9 protein-coding genes are annotated in these 20,614 nt (G+C 39.9%); 5 read left to right on the top strand and 4 right to left on the bottom strand.

What is annotated here, in order from left to right; genetic code table 11:
* Positions 1-42 precede the first annotated feature (42 nt).
* The 3 genes from IQ274_RS08915 to IQ274_RS08905 all read right to left on the bottom strand — a co-directional run bounded on the left by IQ274_RS08915 (position 43) and on the right by IQ274_RS08905 (position 11,678).
* Positions 43-3,345 (bottom strand): PfaB family protein, encoded by a 3,303-nt coding sequence (locus tag IQ274_RS08915; protein ID WP_194142021.1) that lies wholly within the window; start codon positions 3,343-3,345, stop codon positions 43-45.
* 162 nt (positions 3,346-3,507) lie between these two features.
* On the bottom strand, positions 3,508-10,707 hold the full coding sequence (locus IQ274_RS08910) for a type I polyketide synthase (RefSeq protein WP_194142020.1): 7,200 nt from the start codon (positions 10,705-10,707) through the stop codon (positions 3,508-3,510).
* A 704-nt stretch (positions 10,708-11,411) separates the two neighbouring features.
* The gene (locus IQ274_RS08905) at positions 11,412-11,678 is read right to left on the bottom strand and encodes a hypothetical protein (RefSeq protein ID WP_163929791.1); all 267 of its coding nucleotides are present in this window, start codon (positions 11,676-11,678) and stop codon (positions 11,412-11,414) included.
* A gap of 846 nt (positions 11,679-12,524) precedes the next feature.
* Between IQ274_RS08905 and IQ274_RS08900 the strand changes: the two genes are divergently transcribed.
* The 5 genes from IQ274_RS08900 to IQ274_RS37970 all read left to right on the top strand — a co-directional run bounded on the left by IQ274_RS08900 (position 12,525) and on the right by IQ274_RS37970 (position 18,314).
* Positions 12,525-12,848, top strand: a complete 324-nt coding sequence (locus tag IQ274_RS08900; protein ID WP_114080674.1) for a hypothetical protein — start codon at positions 12,525-12,527, stop codon at positions 12,846-12,848.
* A gap of 297 nt (positions 12,849-13,145) precedes the next feature.
* Positions 13,146-14,351, top strand: a complete 1,206-nt coding sequence (locus tag IQ274_RS08895; protein ID WP_163929788.1) for an ABC exporter membrane fusion protein — start codon at positions 13,146-13,148, stop codon at positions 14,349-14,351.
* 150 nt (positions 14,352-14,501) lie between these two features.
* On the top strand, positions 14,502-15,674 hold the full coding sequence (gene devC / locus IQ274_RS08890; protein ID WP_163929789.1) for an ABC transporter permease DevC: 1,173 nt from the start codon (positions 14,502-14,504) through the stop codon (positions 15,672-15,674).
* 134 nt (positions 15,675-15,808) lie between these two features.
* Positions 15,809-16,513, top strand: a complete 705-nt coding sequence (locus IQ274_RS08885) for a DevA family ABC transporter ATP-binding protein (RefSeq protein WP_175586708.1) — start codon at positions 15,809-15,811, stop codon at positions 16,511-16,513.
* Between the two features lie 1,009 nt (positions 16,514-17,522).
* Positions 17,523-18,314, top strand: a complete 792-nt coding sequence (locus tag IQ274_RS37970) for a WGxxGxxG-CTERM domain-containing protein (protein WP_416209832.1) — start codon at positions 17,523-17,525, stop codon at positions 18,312-18,314.
* A gap of 111 nt (positions 18,315-18,425) precedes the next feature.
* Here IQ274_RS37970 and IQ274_RS08875 read toward each other — a convergent pair whose 3' ends face one another.
* Positions 18,426-20,489, bottom strand: coding sequence for a potassium channel family protein (locus tag IQ274_RS08875; protein WP_194142018.1), 2,064 nt, complete (start codon positions 20,487-20,489; stop codon positions 18,426-18,428).
* Positions 20,490-20,614: the final 125 nt, after the last annotated feature.

The following is a 20,614-nucleotide window of genomic DNA, read 5'->3' as shown; positions in this document are numbered from 1 at the left end:
TTTATTCAAATAATCTGGGTACTTTGCTGCTTTAGATGATTATCATTCAAACAACTTTTGATAACAAGCTATTTGCAACTGAATAATGGTACTAATTTGCTTTAGTGACTCCTGTCGCGCTTGTAAAAAGACAGCATGAGCTTTGGTCATCCTGGAAGCATTTTCACTCAGTTTTTGAAAGTAAGGACTGTGTGAATTGAGCAAATGGGGTTCGTCAACAACGCTGGAAGTTTTCAAACTAGGGGTCAGAGCGAATTGATTCTTTTCCTGTTCTGTTACCCAATTTTCGTTAATTTGTAATTTTTCTACAGTTTCATTGCGTTCTTGTAGCAATAACTGAGTAGGTTCGCTGCCATTTTGAAAGTTAACTTGCTCTTGGAGAGTTTCTAGATTTCTAGAGGTGTTTTCAAGACTTTTGCTAGGATTGGGGAGCAAAGAAGAATTCATTTGTGCAAATTCCTTTAATTCTGATAGTTGATATTGCTGCTGATTAACAGTTTTGATGGGATATCTAAAAGAGATATCTTGAAGGATTTCGTGATTTTTTTTATTCAAAGATGTGTAACTAATCTTGCTATTTTGCAAGGTTATAGTTCTCACGTTAGACTGACTTTCATTGGAAACTTTTGCTTCTTGAGAATATAATGGTGATAAATTTAGTTCAACTCTATGGCTAAGGAGTTTTGCTAAGGCTTTGATAATAGAAGCATGATCGTCTACACCTCTTTTATTAAGAGATACTGTGATCTGTTCTTTTGCCTTGAGGGTTTTATCAATCCATCTGGAACAGTTACTACCAGCACCTACTTCGAGAAATATTTTGAAGCCATCTTCATAGACACGGTTAATTAGCCGAGGAAAATTAAGCTGTTGACAGATGTTTTGAGCAATATTGCGAGCTATTGAATGACTGTCGAGGTCAATTGGTTTATACTCGGCTGTGGAATAAAAAATAGTTTCTGATTTATTTTGGCTAGGGAATGTATTTAATCTCACAAGTTCATGGTATTCAGAGCGCATTGCCTCGCAATGGATGACATGGGTGAAGGGAGCAAGAAAAGCATCACAATTTAGATTGGCAATTACCCGCTTACAAGCTTCTATCTCACCAGCAATCACGACTTCTTCTGGAGTATTAATTAAAAGTAAATAGACGCGATCTTCATCTTGGATGGCTTCCTGAACACGAGATACTGGACATATAAGAATATAGTTGCGCCAAAAATCTCCGCTTTTATCATCCTCTCCTTGAGGTAATCCCCAATACTCGCGCACAGCATTTTTGGAACCAGATAGCCTTGTCTTAAACAGAGGAGATGAGTTAAAGCTCTTACTATTATCTAGAAACTCAGTCCAGACACCTTGAGCCAACATCATGCTAATCTCGCCCAAGCTATAACCAAAAGCACATTGGGGCTTGATCTGAAAATAATTGCTCAGAGTTGCCGTCAAAAGTGTGGCAAAGAGCATTTCTAATTCGAGTATTGCTACTGAATCTTTAATCAATTCCTTTTCAAGTGCTTCCAGTTGCCTATTTGAAAATTTTTCTAAACTTCGAGGGTAGACAAGTTTTTCTATATTCGCGAGACGGTTGTAACCACTTTTGATGAGCAGCTGATCGTAAAGTTGAGGAAATAAACGAAATAGATTCCGACCTATTCCGAGATAAGCACTAAAGGCTGCTGGATAAACGAAAGCGATTTTACCTTTTTGCCCAAGTGGTTTTGCTGTAAAATAGCTGCCTAGAGGAGTTTGCCAGTCTTTACCTGTCTTGAAGGCATCGGGAATACCTTTGAGGGAGTGCTGAATTTCGCGCTGCAATTCATCTTGATTGTGTCCGAGAATTGCTACTGCATAAGTTGCCTGTTGATGCTGTTGAAAAGTTGTAAAAGTCATACTAGCAGCAGCAGCTAGGGAAGAACAATCTTTAATGGTTTGTTGAAGATTGCGGATTTCTTCTAATAGAGTTGATTGCTCGTCAGATGCGATCGCAAACACATAGTAAGGCATTTGCTCTAAATACCTGCTGTTGTGATGTTGCTGATATACTTCCTCTGACAAAATTAAATGTGCATAACTTCCATCTATCTCCATCCCGTTAATCGCAGCTATTCTTCTAGTAGCTCCTTTTTCTAAAAACCAGGGTTTTGATTCACAAGCGACATAAAAGGGACTATCTCGCCAAATCTCTGGCATTTTAGGACCAGACCACTGGGGAACTGCGGGAATGTAACGATGATACAGGCAAAGTGCTGTTTTAATCAGGCTAACTATCCCCGATGCAGCATAGGTATGACCTATATTTGCTTTAATACTCCCGATCGCACAAGTTAAATTTGGCTCAAATGTGCGATAAGCTGTGAGCAACCCTTGAATTTCTGACTCATCTTGCTGGGGAATTCCACTACCAACAACTTCCAAATAGTTAATATCTCTTGGTTTGATATCTGCAAGATGAAAAGCCTGTTGACAAGCCTGGGCTATCATTTCAGAATTTGGAACCGTGAGAGAGTGAATTTTAGATTTTGAATTTTCCACAAGACTAAGAGCATCAATCGTTGCATATATGCGATTGTTCTCTCGTTTTGCTGTTTCGTGGAGCTTCAATACTACAGCCGCCGCACCCTCACCAACTATCCAGCCATTGGCTTTCTGGTCGTAACTGAGAGTATTCACACCTGTGTTAACTTTTGTTATTTCATTTCGTTGTAAAACACTAGCGCCATCCCCAGCAAGGTCAATCGCACCGACTAAAACAGCGTCTACTTCTCTGATTGTGAGTAGCTTTTGGGCAAGCTCCAAGGCTTTAAAAACAGAATTTTGTTCGGCAATTAATGTGAATGTCGGTCCAGCAAAATTCCACAGTTTGGAAATATAATTAGCTAGGCTGTTTTCGATGTAGTTGGTATATTCATTATCTTCAAGTTGCTCTTTTTGTTGATGTAGGGTTAGGTCTTTAGTACTAGCAATTATTATTGCTATTCTCGTACTTTTACGAAGTGCCGCATCTTTTAGAGCATTATCGGCAACCTGAAGCATCAACAGTTCTTGAGGGTTAAAATTGTCTACTTCTTCTGGCGGTATTTCTAAACTGAAAGTATCAATTTCAAAATCTTTAATGTATGCGCCTAATGGTGCTACACCATCGGGAAGACTGTAGTTTTTCAACAACTGTTGTTGTGCTTCTATTGCTTGCCATCGCTGAGGAGGTCTGGAAATAAAATGCTGAGTTCCTTCATAAATACTGCGTTCAAAGGTATCTAATCCCTTGCAGCCGCCACCCAAATAGCAATCCATCCCTACAATCGCTATTTTATGAATTTTATTTTGTGCAAATTCTTCCATCACCACCTCCTCAAGCTGATGTATATATTTTGTAAGAATTCAGGAGTCAGAATAGTTAAAGAACCAGGATAAAATTTGATGAATCAATCATATTAGATTCTTTCTAAGTCTGACTTCTGACTCCTTAGTGCTGAATTCTTATGACATTTTTCAGTTGCCTAGTTAAATTTCATCTAGTTGCTTGGGTAAAATAGTTCCCTTAGCACCAAGCATTCGGGTATATATTTTCCCTTGCTGATTATGGGCGATGACATCAACAAGTAAACTCGATTCTGTCTTTGATTTTATTTCACAAGAAACGTAAAATGTTTCATCAAATGGAACGGCAGCAAACTGTTCAAAAGTTTTGATTTCTGAAGGCAGACAAGCTACCTGATAAAAATGCTGTGCCCAAATCCAAAATGCATGAATCTGCACATCTGCAATGTAGGGATTGAATGTTTGAACTGGGAATTGTCCTTGTTGTCTTTCTCCAGGCTCTGGCAAGTAGCATTCTATGGTGATCTTGTCCAGAGTGGCATTTAAAACAGATTTTACACCTTGAAAGGTAAATCCGTGAAATAAGCTAGCTGCTCCATTTTGATAAAGTGATGAAGTCGTCGCGGTGATTTTATGATCCTGGCTTAAGTTCATAAATTCGTGTGTTGGGGGAATAAGAATTTCCCGCTTCAATTTCATCTGACTACTAAAATGATAACGGATTTTACCTTCTGGAGTTTTACTCCAGATTTTGGCATCAAAATCTATCTCATTAATATCATGTTTAGCAACTTCTTGCAATTCTAAAGTGTATTCAGTTGCTAAATTTTCATCAAATATTAGTCCCTTCAAAACTTTATAATTTGTACAACTGAAGGCTTTATAACCAGGATAGATTTGTTCGCAAGCGTTAGCAATCCATAAGAGTCCACAAGTCGCGGGGAGAACTGGATAACCAGCAATTACATGATCTTGTAAAAATGGATTAGCTGCTAATGTTAGTTGCCTCTGAATCCGAAAAGTTCTCAACTCGCTTGGCAACTTTTCTGGGATATAAACTAAAGGGCTACCAATTACAACTTGCACAGTTTCTTGATTGGTGCTAGCTAATTCATCAACTAACATTTCTGTACCAATATCAACAGGAATAGTCTCGATATTCCGTTCAGCAAAAGCTTGCTTTAATTCAGGAGAAACCATACCACTATCCCAAGGGCCCCAATTAATCGCTACTACATGAGAATGGGGATGGTTGCGTTTGACAAGGTGGGCTGATTTGTTGAGAATTTCATTAGCGATCGCATAATCTGACTGTCCTACATTTCCGTAGAAACCTACTACAGAAGAAAACAGGACTAAATAATTCAGTTGGCTAGGTGTTACACAGCGCAACAGGTTTTCTAGACCTTTAACTTTGGCTGTGTAAACTGTTTCAAAATCTTGGACTGATTTTTTCTCAATCCGCTTATCAGCTAGATTTCCAGCCCCGTGAATAATTCCTGTTACCGGGCCAAAACGCTTGACAGCATTAGCAACTTGCTCCTGAAGTGCGATCGCATCAGTCACATCAACATTTAAATATTCAGCCTTTCCACCCGCCTGGTTGATAGCTTGTAAGGTTGTAGCAATTTCGCGACTAGATGAAATAGCGTTAAACTTTTTCTGCACCATTGCAGGTGTGGGTTTTTCGCCTTTGGCGAAGAAATCCTCCATAATCCGCTTTTTCAAATCTGCTTCGCTTAAGTAACCTTCAGTCCATACGGGTTCTGGATCGGCGGTGGAACGACCCACCAAGATAAATTTGCATTGATAACGCTGCGCTAGTTTAATCACACACTGAGCCGTTATCCCTTTCGCACCGCCACTTACGAGAAATACTTGGGATTCGGCATTAGGGATGGGGAAAACGTTGGAGGAAAAGGTGCTGGGTGCAAAGGGGATTCCACCGATTTCCTGCTCTCTATTTTTTTGTTCTTCCTGTTCACAAATTAAGGTTACTCGCTCTTGTGAGTTATATCCCACTTCCACGACTAATAGATTTGGGTCGTGAAGTTCGGCGAGGATATGCTGTGCTGATGTTTCGGCATCTAAATCAGGACTGAGGTCGATCGCTCGACAAAATACAGATTCCCATTCCTGGTTCAAACTTTTGGTGAGTCCAAATAGTCCAGCGCCAATTGCACCAAAGTTAGTTTTTTGTCCTAGTCCGAATTCACCATCCAGACGAGCCACAGTTACAAAACTACTACGTCCTTGAAGTGCTGCTTGATTGAGTGGTTCTTTGAGATATTTGGCGATGAGAAAGACATGGCGAAGGATGGCTTTTTCTGATTCTAGATAACGGACATGGTTGCTTATATCGTCGTGAGTGGAAGGATTCAGATGGATAAATGTAGCTATTTGTCCATAGTTAGTAGCGATCGCTCCTAACTGTTCTTGCAAATGCTCCTCACTCAAATCTGTAAGCACCACACGGCTAATGCCTTCAGGTAACGGAGATTGTTTAGCAATGACGGTTGGAGGAAAAGTTAAGACAACGGTTTTCCAGCCGCGTTTGAACAGAGTCTCAGCTAGTTTCGCCGTAGTCAGAGAACCATCATCGGTAAGCAAGGCGATATGGTTATCGGGTAATGTGAAATCTAAAACATCAGGTTCGGGAAGATATTTGAGTCTGACAGGACTACGAAAAATTGAGGATTGGGGATTGGAATTTGGGGAAAACTCTTCTCCCCTGCTCCCTACTCCCGACTCCCCGACTTCTTCCCCAGTCCCTAGTCCCTTTTCTATATGTGCAACAATTTGTCCAAGGGTACGTAATTGAGCCAATGCTTCTGAAGTCAGCTTGGGTAAATCCGGGTATAGTTCTAGCAACGCTTCGATAATTTCCACAAGTTTGACAGCATCAATTCCCAAATCTGTCTCAATATCCATCGACAAATCTAACATTGTCGTCGAATAGCCTGTCTTCTCACTAACGACATTGAACACAATGTTAGTAAGCTCTGGAGATGAGGGGGATGGCGGGGATGAGGAAGGTATTGCTGTTACTCCTCCATTTCCCTCATCTCCCTCATCTCCCTTATCTTCCCCATCTCCCTCTGCTCCCTGCTCCCTGCTCCCTGACTCATTTGGGGCGTTGACAAAGCCCACCGCAGGTATCGCACCAGAAATCTCAGATGCAATTTTCCCCATATATTCAGCTATTTGAGCCAGCGTGCGTAGTTGTCCTACTTCTTCGGGATTCGGCTTGGGCAAATCGGGATATAGTTCTAACAACGCTCCGAGAATTTCTACACGTTTGATCGAATCAATCCCCAAATCTGCCTCTATATCCATCGTTAGCTCTAACATCTCCGTTGGGTAGCCTGTTTTATCACTAACGACGTTAATCAGAGTTTGGCTCAGAGCGGCTTGATCGATGATTACTGGCGGGGGTGGGGGTGCAATCTCTACAGGTGCAGTATTCTCCTTTAATGGAGTAATATCCAGAAATGCTGTTGCTTGATGATGTGCGCCATTACCATTACCATTACCATTTGTGCCGTTACCATTAGTTGAAACTGGCTCAGATTTAGTGGCAAATCCGTTACTCGGCAAAGCAACCGGTGCAGTCTCCCGAACAGGGTTATCCTCTTCGACTGGTGGAGCTACTGGACTTGGTTGATAATTGACTGGCGGTATCAGACTCTGTTGATTAGTATTGCTGGGCGACGGTTGATAATTTCGCTGAAGCAATTGGAAAAAGTTGTTAGTGTATTCTTGCTGATAGTTGAGATATTGCTCATGGATACGGAGACTATCAGTTTGATGCTCGTGAAACCGCATGATGCTGCGCTCTGAACTGGAGACTACCAGTTGCTGTGTTTCTGTATGTGGTTCGCTGAATTTACTATTTCCCCATAACGCATGTTGTTGCTCCATGAGTTGGAAGAAGGTTTTAGTATATTCTGTCTGATTGTTTAAAGATTGTTCATGAACCTGCAAGATTTCATGTTGATTGCGACTGAAATCAATCAGGGAGTATTCTAAGTTATCTATAGCTCTTAAATAACTTAGAGGAAGTTCTGAACTAGGTTGCAAAGACTTGATATCGAGTTGATCTGATTGCCCGTTCTGCACAGATTTCACTCCACCGTTGACTGTTACTTTCTCTGCTGAATGAGAGGGGTTAGCTGTTACTGAGTGAGGTTTATTGCCATTTCCAAAGGTAGATTGACCGTTAACAGCTACCTTCTCTACGGAATGAGAGGGGTTAGGTTTATTGCCATTGCCAACAGTGGATTGACTGTTAACTGATACCTTCTCTGTGGATTGAGAAAAGTTGGGTTTATTACCATTCGCAACGGTGGGTTTCACTTCATGCCCATTTTGCATAGCTTTTTCAAAGGACTGCTTGGTTTTATCCGATACAAAGTTGGTGCTATTTAAACGGACATTCAAGAGCTGATTTGGAGAAGCTTCTGGGATTTTATACTCCAGTTGATAGGGGTCTAAGTTTTGCAAAGGTAATCCAGCAACGCGCAACTGTAGAACAGCTTGCCGCAAAGTGCGATCGCTATCTTTGAGATGACTAGCATTTAAAGCTACAGCTAAATGAGGGCGATCGCACAGAATATCTTTTACCAAGTTGGTGAGAACACTTCGCGGCCCAAATTCAATGAAGCAGTAACCGCCTTCAGCATAAATATTTTCAATTTCTTGCTTAAACAGCACCTGATTTTTCAGATGTTCTTTGAGGACTGTTTGAATGACTTGCGGCTCATTTGGGTAACGCTTCCCGGTAACATTGGTATAAACCGGGATTTGTGGCTCATTAAAAGTAACTTTCTCAATTGCTTTAGCAAAGGGTTGCTGTGCATAAGCTACTAATGGAGTGTGAAAAGCTGCGGAAACTCCCAACAAAATGCTAGAGAACCCTTGAGTTTTCAGAGCCTCCTGTACATTAGCAATTTCACCTTTCGTCCCTGCTAACACCATCTGATTTGGAGAATTCAAGTTAGCAACGGTGACTTGCGGGAAATTCTGAATTAGTTCTGTAACCTGATTTACATCCCCTTTCACCGCCAACATCGCTCCCGCATCCAATAGAGGATCTTTTGGTGCAGCCATCGCTTGACCTCTAGCTTTGACCAAGAACAGGTAATCTTTCTCACTCAAAACTCCCGCAGCCCACAAAGCAGTCAGTTCTCCAAAACTATGTCCAGCCACGAAATCTGGCTTAAACCCAGCTTGTTGCAATATCTTGTACAAACCAGCGCTAAAAGCTCCAATAGCTGGTTGTGCATATTCTGTTTGCTGCAACACCTTCATCTGGGCAGTCTTTTGATCTAGATCAAACACAGGGTTCGGGAAAACAACCTCCGAAAGGGGTTGCAAACTGTCTTGGCGTAAAAGGCTATCAATTTGAGCATAAGTCTGCCCCAACTCAGGGAAGTTAATTACGAGTTCCCGACCCATCTCTAAATATTGCGACCCTTGCCCAGAAAATAGGGCAACCACCTTTCCCTCTGTTGCTATGCCAGTTTTGCGGTAGTAAATTCCTTGGGGATACTCCCATGATTCTGCTTGCAGCTTGTTTTTGAGCAAGTCAATACTTGTTTGCAACAAATCGCAAGCTTGAGTCAGAGAATCAGTAACAAACCCAAGTCTGGCATTTGTAACCGGAATTTCTAAAGATTGAGAAGCCGCAATCAATTCTGTATAAAGCTGTTCTCCCGTATCAGATTGCAATTGCTGTTTAATTTCTTGACAGCGTGACAACAATTCTTCAGGCGTTGACGCAAATAGCAACACCGGCTGAGAAGGTTTGTGTAAACGATAGGGTTGCTGATGTTGACTTGTATATTCTTCCAAAACGACGTGATAATTTGTGCCACCAAAGCCAAAAGAACTTACCCCTGCACGTCTTGGTTGGTCATCGCCGCTAATCCAAGGTCTTGTTTCCGTATTTAAGTAAAATGGAGAACTATCAATATCTAATTTAGGATGCGGTTTAGTGACATTAATCGTGGCTGGCAATACTTTGTGGTGTAAAGCCAAAGCCGTTTTGATCAGACTCGCCGCACCCGCAGCAGCTTTTGTATGTCCAATCTGTGATTTGACAGTTCCAAGCGCAATATGTTGTTTTTTGGGATTGCTTTCGCCAAAAACCTCTTTTATAGATGAGAATTCGGCGGGATCTCCAGCCATAGTACCAGTGCCGTGTGCTTCAATCAAACCAACACTCGCAGGCGAAAATCCGGCATCTTCGTAAGCACGATGTAAAGCTCTGACTTGACCTTCTGGACGCGGTGCATAGATGCTTTTATAGCGCCCATCGCTAGAAGTACCAATGCCTTTGATGACTGCATAGATCCGGTCATTATCTCGTTGGGCATCCTCAAGACGCTTCAGGACTAACATTCCCACACCTTCACCCAGCATCATCCCATCAGACTCTGCATCGAAAGGTTTAACATTCTCACCTTGGGAAACAGCAGGAGTTTTGCTGAAGCACATGTAGGCCATAATTGAGTTGTCGGTGTCAACTCCGCCAGTGATCATCATATCGGCTCGATGCTCAGTTAGCTCACTAATTGCCATTTTGAGGGCACCCAATGAACTCGCACAGGCGGCATCGACTACACAATTAGTCCCGCCCAAATCTAGGCGGTTAGCAATTCTTCCTGTAACTACGTTTGCGAGCATACCGGGGAAAGCGTTCTCATCCCACTGCACATAAGCACTTTTGATTTTCTCAATGATTTTTTGGGCATCTTCATCAGATAAGCCACTGCCTTTGAGAACTTTTTCCCAGATTGGGTACTGCATTCTCGCAGTCAGAGGAACCGCCAACTGCCTACCTAGTGCCACACCTAAGATTACACCAGTACGTTGGCGAAGGCGATCGTAGATATCGCAACTAAACTGTCGAGATTCGCCGTAACCTGCATCTTCCATCGCTGCTTTCGCAACAATCAAACCTAGCAATTGCGATATATCTGTAACTTCTAGACTGTTAGGTGGCAGTCCAAATTCCATCGGATTGAAATTGACATCCGGGATAAATCCGCCTCTCTTACAATATGTTTTATCAGGTGTTCTGGGGTTAGGATCATAATAATCCTCTACACTCCAACGCGAAGGGGGAACATCAGTAATACAATCAACTTTATGAATTATTTTTTCCCAATATTCCTGTAAATTTTTTGATTGGGGAAAGATAGAAGCCATCCCAATAATTGCAATATCTGTTTTTTGCTGAGGTCTATTTATTTCGCTGGTTAGCGGTGCATTCTCAACCATAACTTTTTTCACCTGTATGAGCTTGAGTAGAGCCTGTTCACAATTGCTAACTTCTTCTTGCAACTGTGCTAAAACAGCTTCAATTCTAGAAGCAGTCATGACTTTTTCTTCACTATTAGATTTTTGAGATGTAAAGATGATAATAAAATTACCATCTCTACAATTAGAGAAAGACGCGATTATTTTTTAGGTAAGGCTAGGGGCTATTGATGGTAAGCGATATGCCTTTACTTGAGGTTCAGAAGCCATAAACAAGACTTCAAGAGATTTTAGTGAGGATATCCTGAAGTCTAAATGTAGAATTCAGATTTATTTTCGGCTAAAGAATTGCTCTAAATTGGAAATGGCTTCAACATTACAACATAAGTTGTTAATCAGATATAAATTGGATGTTTTCATCCAGCTAACATCTTAACTTATCAATTGTAGTTAATATTAGGCTGTTTAATTCTCCATTACAATTGATATACAACTTATATACAACGGTATCGCTCTTGAGAGGTAAAATGTTATTGGGCATAATTTATTAGTCCATTTCAATAACGGTACTAGTAGTCTGTCAGCTCGAACTCTTTTTTTGTCTCTGACTCTGTGTCGCGCCAGTTGCTACAAGTCGGGGAACCCGCCCAACGCACTGGCTTCTCTGCGTCTCTGTGGTTCATCTCATTACATTTGCTGGGTAAATAAGTTTGTAGTTAGGCTTTCTAAGCACTTTAATGATTAGTGCGAACCCTCAAAATCAGCTTAGAAAAGTGCATTTTCTGATTTCAATTGGGTAAATAGAGCAGAACCTACATATAAACTTATACAGAATCATTCTCGGAATTAAAATTGTCATCTGTCTTATTACTTATCGCCTGGTTTTGAGCAGCAGCTAATATCTTTTGCTCAAGCCTACTAATACTAATTCCCAGCTCAGAAGCTTTTTTTGTTTTCCACTCTTCTAGCTCACAATCATGTTGATTGAGCCATTCACGCACGGCAACGCGGGCCATCTCAGCTTTGCGAAGAGTCTGGCGAGCTGCATGAAAAATCAGTCGCTGGTTATCAAAGCTTGGCAATGAGAGCATGAATCGCTGTAGTTTCATTTTATCTAGGGTCTTTGGGGGGCGATCGCTGTCACTCACATAACTATTAGAACTCTTTCTTTTCAATTAGTATGTCACATAACAAAAATACATTACTCGAATTGCATACAAATTGCATATATCTTCAATTTAGTACTCACCTCTTATTCGAAAAAATACTGAAAAAAGTATTAGAATATCAACAACATTAGGCTGCCATTAATTTATTTACTTATTGAAAAATAGAGATCATAGCTACTTAAACAAGCTAAGTGCCTGTGAGTTAATACTATAGTTTTTACATCTATCCAAAAGTTGATTTATTTCTTTTAAAGATTGTGTATTAATCAATAAGATATTTTTAAAGGATTTTTATTCCCAAAGAAGTAATTCTGTCTGCAATGTAACAATAACCACTAGCAACTATATCTAAAGAATGAAAAATACTAGCGAACAACAGACCCACCATAAAGCAAAGAGTTATTTTGATATGCTGAGTAATAGCAAGGACATAACAGTGTTAAAAAGTGGTCAAATAACGCAATTAGTTTTTATTAATTGTATCGATTACATTGCTAGCTATTTCGCTTCACAACTGTTGCATATAGGTTGCAATTGAGTATCAATCAGTTTATCGTAAGTGATTAAATAATGTAATTCAATACTGTTTGTTTAAGAAGGTGGAGAGATACATAAATAGGGAGAATGAAAATATAAATTCACCTGATTGCTGGTCACTCTATACATTCATAAACGCGCAGTATGACAATGTGATTTAATGCAATGAACCGTATTGTATGAAGCCTTCTGCATAATTAGACTGTCACGAAAATATAAGGGTTTGCTGGCATGAGACTATCTGAGCTAGATCCACTCATCCCGCTAATTGAGTTAAGAGAAGAACTCCTGAAGCTACCAAAAGGCTACTCATTTTATGAAGATGAACTGGTAGATTTTTTATCTCGACGAAGATGGCCTGAAAGTAATCGCCGCATTGATCGGACAACTTTCTGGCGGTGGAGAAATGACAACGGCATTGAACATCAAAAAGTATTTAGTCGATTGGATATCTTGAAACTCTGCCAAATTTGCGACCACTATCGCATAGATGGAACTCGCAACGAATATCTGGCGATCGTTAAAAGTAAAAAAGAGGCAGTTCTTAACAAATAAAGCTACCTCTGGCTAGATACATAAAGTACCAAACTGCTTCATCCAAAGTTAATTTACTAACAGATTTATGGATCGATATGATTGATGTTAGTAATATCTAGCTTTGGAAGATCTCCCTAACCCCCCTTCACGAGAGGGGGGCTTAATTCACTAATTCAAAATAGTCACTTCTACCCGCTTCAAGCTGAATTAGAGTGTTCATCTTGGCATGATATAAGGTCTAATTTCATCTCTGCTATTTCTGAATAATTTGGAAAGACCTTGTTCTCAGACATCGCTAATTTGGAATAGGTAATTATGGTACAAAAACACAAACATTCATTCATCAAACCATTCATTAAACCTGTAGTTTGGTGGCCAGTTATATTAGCAACTACTATGACTATAGCTACTGGTGCAGCCTCTTTCTATACCTTTTCACGATTTCAGTTGTCCTCGAAAGTACAGCCTATAGCTACCCCACGTAGTTCTCCTAAAAGGGCTACTATTGCAGCATTAGGACGTTTAGAACCTCAAGGAGAGGTTATTCGTCTATCGGCTCCAGAGTCCCAAGGGGGTGTTAGGGTAACAAAACTTATGGTAAACAAAGGAGACAGAGTGCGACAGGGGCAAGTAGTTGCAATGCTTGACAGTTACTTTCCTCGTCTTGCAGCTTTAGAAAAAGCCCAACAACAAGTCTTAGTTGCTCAAGCTAGTCTTAACCAGGTAAAAGCTGGCGCAAAAGCTGGAGATATATCTGCACAAAAAGCAACCATTGCTCGTTTAGAAGCTGAGTTACGCGGAGAAACTTCTGCTCAAGAAGCAACGATCGCTCGCTTACAGGCTGATTGGCGGAATGCTGAAAGCGAAAATCAGCGATATCAGCAGTTATATAAAGATGGTGCGATTTCAGCCTCCGACGCAGATACTAAACGTTTGCGAGTCGATACAGTTCAACAGCAACTCAATGAAGCTAAAGCTTCTCTCAAGCGCACTATAGAAACTCTTCAAAAGCAGTTAATCGAGGCCAAAGCCAGACTCAAGAGTATTGCTGAGGTTCGTCCTACCGATATAGCAGCAGCACAAGCTGATGTTGAAAGTGCATTAGCCTCAGTTAACCAGGCTAAGGCAGAGTGGGATTTAAGTATTGTGCGATCGCCCATAACCGGGCAAATCATGAAAATTAATACTTGGCCTGGAGAAATTATCGGCACTACAGGAATAGCTGATTTAGGTCGCACACAACAGATGTATGTGGTAGCAGAAGTCTATGAAACTGATATTAAAAAAGTCCGTATCGGTCAGTCAGTGATTATTACTAGCGATGCTTTACCAGGGAAATTACGAGGAAAAGTTACAGATATTGGTTTACAAGTTGGCAAACAAAATATCTTTAATAACAACCCTCAAGCAGACACAGATAACAAAATAGTTGATGTAAAAATTCGTATTGATAATCTTCAAGATAACCAGCGAGTTGCTGGTCTGACTGATTTACAGGTAGAGGTAATTATTGATATTTAGAACTTCTCAAGAAAGCTTTGGTAACTCATTGAATATCCCTACTCTACCTAATACTAATTTGTAATTGGCTACGCTTTAACAGAAAATCCTTGATTTAAACAAAGCATTCTTTCTTAATTTAGTCTAATTTTCATCCTTGAGGTTTACTAAATGATTCTCAATATCCCCTTAGCTTGGTTACAACTAGCCAGACAAAAAATTCGCTTTCTTGTAGCTTTAGCTGGGATTGCTTTTGTTGCAGTTCTCATGTTTATGCAAATTGGTTTCCAAGCTGCTCTTTATGACAGTGCTACGCAGTTGCATAAGAATCTAGAAGGAGACTTATTTTTAATTAGTGCCCAATATAAATCTTTAACATCAAATCAGAGCTTTTTTCGTTCTAATTTATATCAAGTATTAGGTTTCGATAGTGTAGAATCAGTTAGCCCTTTATATGTACAATTTGCCAAATTCAAAAATCCCAACAATGGTTTAAAATTTCCATTGTATGTGCTGGGATTTGACCCAGTTAAATCAGTTTTTAAATTTCCAAATATTGAAGAAAAACTTGATTTAATTAGAATTCCTAATGTCGTTTTGTTTGACCGCGATTCTCGTCCCGAATTTGGAGCGATCGCTAAAGATTTTGAACAAGGTAAAGTTATAAAAGTTGAAATATTCAGCTACACTGGATTAGTTGGTTACAAAGTTAAGATTGGTGGTTTGTTTCGCCTTGGCCCTTCCTTTGGTGTTGATGGGAATTTAATCGTTAGTTCTTCAACTTTTCTCAGAATATTTCAAGATCGTCCGGCACAAAAGATAGATATAGGATTAATTAAACTCAAACCTAATACCGACCAACAAAAAGTTTTTGCAGATTTATCAGCCAAGTTACCCAAAGACGTAAAAGTAATTACTCGCAAAGATTTTATTGCTTTGGAAAAAACTTATTGGTCTCTTAGAACACCCATTGGATTCGTGTTTAATCTGATGGTATTAATGGGGTTTGTTGTTGGTGTGATCGTTGTTTATCAAATTCTTTATAGTAATATTTCTAGTCATTTAACTGAATATGCAACCTTAAAAGCAATGGGATTCAAAAACAAATACTTATTAAGTGTAGTTTTTCAACAAGCTTTAATTTTAGCATCTCTAGGTTATATTCCAGGTTTGGCTATATCTATAGCCTTATATGATGTCTCAAAAAATGCTACCAAATTACCAGTTATAATGAGTACAGATAAAGCCATTATAGTATTAATCTCAGCAACATTAATGTGCTTAACTTCTGGATTTTTATCTACAAACAAACTTCGAAATGTAGATCCAGCAGATATTTTTTAATTTTACATAGTAGTCCGCTTTAATTTCTGTTCTTGCAGCGCACATGCGATAGGTAGTTAATAGACAATAAAGCTCTTTGATTTGTACCTAGCTTCGCAAAAATCAAATATGAGTCATATATATCTGAGAAAATCATGAAAACAAAGTTTATTGTGGATATTAACGATCTGAATCACTACTTCGGCGAGAAAAAAGTACGAAGTCAAATATTGTTTGATATTAATTTTAATATTAAATTTGGAGAAATTGTGATTATGACTGGACCATCAGGTTCAGGAAAAACAACTTTATTAACTTTAATTGGTGGGTTACGGTCTGTCCAAGAGGGAAGCCTTAAATTTTTAGGTCAAGAGCTTTCTGGAGCTAGTAACGAGCAATTAGTTAAAGTACGCCGCCACATTGGATATATTTTCCAAGCTCATAACTTATTAGATTTCTTAACAGCAAGACAAAATGTTCAAATGTCGCTAGAATTACATAAAAATATTTCTGAATCGGAAGCTCGCAGCAAATCAGAAGCTATACTAAATGCCGTTAAATTGGAAAATAGAGTTAATTATTACCCATCTGATCTCTCAGGAGGACAGAAACAACGGGTAGCAATTGCTCGTGCTTTAGTAAGTCATCCAAAATTAGTTTTAGCTGATGAGCCTACAGCTGCTTTAGACAGTAAGACGGGCCGAGATGTTGTCACTCTAATGCAGAAACTAGCTAAAGAACAGAATTGTGCTATCTTAATGGTCACTCACGACAACAGAATTTTAGATATTGCCGATCGCATAATTCAGATGGAAGATGGTTATTTGGTCAAAGAGGTTTGTCATCTACCAAATGGATGATAACTAAATACCTGTAAAATCTGAATATGTCTTTAGGAATACTAATTTAGTTTAATTTTGGTACAATTATCCAGCAGAGAATGACAGGGTAAAGAATTTGTATCAGTCATTATAGTGAAACAATATTCCTTAAGTCTATAATAAGACACATCTAGAGTATGAAGTTATAAGTTATCAGGTGAAATAATATTGTAGAGTATTTTTAAATATACTCTTATTTTTTGTGAGCATTTAGCTGTTTAACTTTATAATATTTATCTGAGAATAACTAAAAAAAATAAAAAGATAAATTCATCGACAAATCCAAAAATCGTTGTACTTATTAGGATTGGTACGGAAGTTTATGCTTAAAGATTTGATTTTTTGTCTAAAAGAAGCAGCTTTATACCTTCTATTCAAAAAATCTCGAACACCTCAAGATCCTTCTGAATGTTTTGTGAACCCTGCCTGTGGATGTGCTAATCCAGGGCAATATATCCAGTGTGAAGATTGTGATTATCTTGAGTCCTGCTTATCGGATTGTAAGCTGCAAAATGTTTCGTTATTTTCATGTTCACAGACTAAATTTAATTAATGTAAAAGTAATGCCTGCGATAGAAGTAGGTTTAGTCCTATGGTAGAAGTGCGACAAAAAACTAGCTGTTATGTTAATTAGGAATGAAAAAACGAATTCATAATAAGTAATTAAAAAGTAGAACGCAAGTGAATATAAATATTTTTACATCAGTAAGATTAATTTTTATTCCTTGCTTTTTTGTGAGCAAGCGACTTTGCCCGTAGCTTCTTAATCATAAATAAGTAATTACTGATTATGAATTAGTTTGAATCTGACGAATATTTATGTGTTATGGGAGCTTCAAATGCTTTCAATTTTTCCAACACAAACTAAGTGAAAAAATTCTGAATCTATCTTGCTTGTCAAAAGTTACCTAACTTAGCACTGGATTAAGTAGAAAATATCAGTTTTGAACATCAATCAACCACAGAAATCTAAAACATAAACGGAACTATGACCATGAAGCCTTTTGATTTATCTAAAACTGTTCTAGCTGCTGCCTTTGCCATCAGTTTCGCTTCTGTATCCTTACCTCCTTCTGTTTTTGCCCAAAGCGGAGGCTCAGGTAGTGGAGGTTCTAGTAGTGGCAGTAGTTCAGGTACTGGAACTACAGGTACTGGAACAACAGGCACTGGTTCAGGTTCTGGAACAACAGGTACTGGCTCAGGTACTGGAACAACAGGTACTGGCTCAGGTTCTGGTTTAGGTACTGGAACAACAGGCACTGGCTCAGGTTCTGGAACAACAGGCACTGGCTCAGGTACTGGAACAACAGGCACTGGCTCAGGTACTGGCTCAGGTTCTGGAACAACAGGTACTGGCTCAGGTTCTGGAACAACAGGCACTGGCTTAGGTTCTGGAACAACAGGTTCTGGAACAACAGGTTCTGGCTCAAGTACTGATACCACAGGCGCTGGAACAACAGGTACTGGCTCAAGTACTGATACCACAGGCACTGGAACAACAGGTACTGGAACAACAGGTACTGGAACAACAGGTACTGGAACAACAGGTACTGGAACAACAGGTACTGGAACAACAGGTACTGGAACAACAGGTACTGACACTACAGGTACTAACAGGAATGCAGGTGTTACAACTTCCGAAAGAACTAGCGATCGCGGTTTCGATTGGGGTTGGCTAGGTTTACTTGGTCTAGCCGGTTTAGCAGGTCTGGCTCGTAATCGTGATAAAGTCCGGGCTTATAGCGATCCTAATGAAGTAACGGGTACTCGTTCTAGATAATATTCACCACACTGTAGGAAGCGTACAGCCGTTATTTTTGTCAAGTTCAGGTTAGGTCAGTAGGGGCACAATATATTGATATTGCGCCCTTTTTATTACATCCTAGTTTACTCAAGTCGAACTACTGCCTTGCCCAATGAAGATTACATTTGCCAAAACTTGTATTTTTGTTAGCGCCCGCACCAGACGTTGAGCTTGATGTTTATAAAGTGGTATTGGCAATATTCCAGGCAAATTATTCATCCATTGCCTAGCAGTACCTAAACTACATCCTGTAATCAAAACTATTTCTTCAGCGCCATAGATAAGAGAATTTGTAGTCAGAGCTTTCTCGATCTCCACCTGCCAAAGGCGAGGCAGCATTTCACCCCATTCGATTCGCTGCAAACTACTGCTTGTAGCTAAAACAATTAAGCGATCGCCAGCATAGAGCTTAACATCATACCAGGGCATCAAGGAATAATTGTCTCGCCGATATTTATGGTAGAGAATCGGCACAACACTATAGCCAGATGCTATTTCAGATAGAAGCAACCCATTCAGGGTATCACCTTCTTCAATCTTGTATTCCGTCACCATGACTATTTGCTCACTCAAGTGAAACAAGCTCAAAACATTTTCCCCAAAGGCAGCACAAGCAAAGACTTCCGCAGATAAAGCCGCGCCACATAGAACTTGGGCATAGGGAAACAGAGGGGCGATATTATCACTAAAATGGCGATCTTGAGAGCGGATAATCAAGCTTGTGGCGGGGTTCATTCCATGAGCCATCAAACCAATTTCTAGATTTTCCATATTATCGTCCCCCACTAAAACGATGCTTTTAGCACAGGAGAGATTCACATTAGCCAGTGCTTCGGTAGCATTGCCAATAATCAGGGGCATATCTGGTAAAGTGCCTGGATCGAGAGTGGTAATATGAATTCCTACTAACGGCTGATTGAGTTCTTGCAAAAGAGCAGCAACTTTCTGTCCCAAGCGATTTAAGCCAATAATTACTACATGGTTGCGTTGTGGTATGGGAGGACGAGAATTGAAAAACTGGAATCTGGAAGTGACAAGAGCATCAGTTACCAGTGCATATAATACTCCCACGAAAGCTTGACCTGTCAATGTAAGCCCCAGGCTAAAGAATCGCAACCACCAAGGGATATGATCTGAAGGTTCAGATTGCGATTTAAACTCAACACCACCAAATAAATCTCCGTATCCTCCCAAAAGCAACACTGCTGTTGCATAGAAAGCTTCTTGCAGGGAGATGTCAGGATAATACAAGCGGTAAAGAATTATTCCAACGAACCACAGAATAAGTACGGTAATCCCATAAATTGTTGCAATTCGCCGAATTTGATTTTGGCTTTGGTAGTAAGATTGCCAAAATTGTAATATTTTTTGCTTAAGATTCTTCGCTGTTATGCCTTGAAGAAACTCTTGCCACTGCCAACTTTGGCGATAAGATTTATTTGTATATTGCTCAGAGAAAGCCAATTCGTATGCAACATCAATGTAAACGAGTGTGTCTCCTACCTGCACTTCTGCTTCTGGGTTCCATCCAAACAATTCTTTGAGGGGATCAGATGAAACGGTTGTGTGACTCAAAATGCGGCGAGTTGTGAGATTGAGTCTATGTACTGGCTTGCCATTGCACCAGCTATCTTTCGCTTGTACTTGGTGCTTGATTACTTGCAATAGTTGCCCTTCTAAAGTAAAGTAACCGATCGCTTCAGATCCGAGAGATGCTAAAGCAAAGGCATGAGCAGAGAGATGGGTAGGCTCAAAGGCAACAAAATTGCCTAAGTTTTCGGACAAAAGTTTGTTGAAATTTTGTTTGTCAGAACGAACAATCAGGCGAACGTGCGGATTAAGTCGCCGTGCTGCAAACGCTGCTTCTATATTTATCCGCTCATTTCTTGTGACTAAAAGTATTGAACGACATTGCTTTATACCTGCCTGCTCTAAAACACTTGGCTGGCGGCAGTCTCCGATGATTAATTTTTCTAGTAAGCTTGGTACTTCTGGGACTTCCCAATGTTCGAGTTGTACATCGTCAATGGCGTTGACTTTAACGTCGTACTCCTTTAAGACTGCAACACAATGTTGCCCTAAACTTTGGAGTCCGCATACTAAGAAAAGGTCTTGGGGTTTTTTGGGATTGGTGCTAGGAGGGGGATGCACTTTCTGTTGATGGCAGCATTTAATACTGCTAACAGTACGTGTTTGCTAGGATTATATCTTACCGTTCGGGTAATGTATCCCTTCACTCGCAAAAATAAAGAGGTTTTCTGACCATGTAAAGGATT

Source organism: Nostoc sp. LEGE 12447, assembly GCF_015206985.1.
In the GTDB taxonomy this organism is placed as follows: domain Bacteria; phylum Cyanobacteriota; class Cyanobacteriia; order Cyanobacteriales; family Nostocaceae; genus Nostoc.
The sequence above is the reverse complement of the archived record's forward strand: the minus strand, read 5'-3'. Positions and strand labels throughout refer to the sequence as shown.